The organism is Halomonas sp. ND22Bw, assembly GCF_003011945.1.
Lineage (GTDB): Bacteria > Pseudomonadota > Gammaproteobacteria > Pseudomonadales > Halomonadaceae > Halomonas > Halomonas halophila.
This window is the reverse complement of sequence record NZ_PXWD01001846.1, coordinates 1-234: the sequence shown is the minus strand read 5'-3', so window position 1 is coordinate 234 and position 234 is coordinate 1. Positions and strand designations below refer to the sequence as shown.

General features: G+C 68.8%; 1 protein-coding gene. It reads right to left on the bottom strand.

Features of this window, described 5'->3' with window-relative positions:
* A partial coding sequence (locus CVH10_RS24675; RefSeq protein WP_219925128.1) for a hypothetical protein occupies positions 1-234 on the bottom strand: 234 nt, incomplete at both ends.

Here is a 234-nt window from a genome sequence, read left to right as displayed (position 1 = left end):
CTTTGACGCGGCCGGTCACCTTCGCGGTCGCCGGGTCGATCCGTGCGAGCGTGCCGTCGCCCTGTTCCTGCACCCACACCGCGCCTTCGCCCGCCGCCAGGAAACCGGGCTGCCGACCCAGCTCGACCGTATGGGTCACCTTGTTGGTCGCGGGATCGATGCGCTGTAACCTGTGCGCCGGTCCGCTGACCGACCATAAGGCACCGAAGCCGAAGGCGAGATAGGACGTGCCCG